Genomic DNA, 618 nt, shown 5'->3' on the forward strand with positions numbered 1-618 from the left:
ACAGCGCCATTCCAAGCAATCTACGGAATTTAATGTTACGAATCCTTTAGCAGGCTTTTCTTATTCGCAATTTTGTAATCCAGTACGCCTAAAATTTTCTGCAAATGATCAATTTGATCTTGGAGCTTCCTTCTATACGATTGAACTTTATCATACACTTCGGGTGCAGACAGGATGTCTTCCTTATATGAGAGAGATGCAAACTCTTTTATATCTTTAAGAGAAACCCCCATCTTCTTCAGACAAATAATAAGCTTCATTAACTGCATGTCTTCCTTGTTATACACTCGTCGGCCATTCTCTCTTCTTTTCGCCCTGGGAAGCAGTTCGATCTTCTCGTAATAGCGGAGTGCATCCTCTGTCAATCCGGTCATTTTTGAGATTTCCTTGATTGAAAAAGCGGCGGCGCTGCCCATCCTAAGACCTTCCTATCTTCATGAAGTAAAGTCACCAAGGAATTACGCCTTGCGCATTGAAGTAGCCTCCCGTGGGACCTTCTTCCGTAAGTGTAGCATAACGGACAATGATTCGTGAACCTTGTTCCGGTGTCAGATCGCCGTATCCGTTATTGAAATCGGTAGCAACAAAACCAGGGCAAATAGAATTTACTTTAGCAGG

At 42.4% G+C, this 618-nt stretch carries 1 protein-coding gene; it reads right to left on the reverse strand.

Annotation, left to right across the window (positions count from 1 at the left end):
• Window positions 1-35: 35 nt before the first annotated feature.
• Window positions 36-416, reverse strand: a complete 381-nt coding sequence (locus L6I86_RS35515) for a MerR family transcriptional regulator (RefSeq protein WP_236293643.1) — start codon at window positions 414-416, stop codon at window positions 36-38.
• Window positions 417-618: the final 202 nt, after the last annotated feature.

It is taken from the genome of Paenibacillus allorhizoplanae, from assembly GCF_927798215.1.
Lineage (GTDB): Bacteria > Bacillota > Bacilli > Paenibacillales > NBRC-103111 > Paenibacillus_E > Paenibacillus_E allorhizoplanae.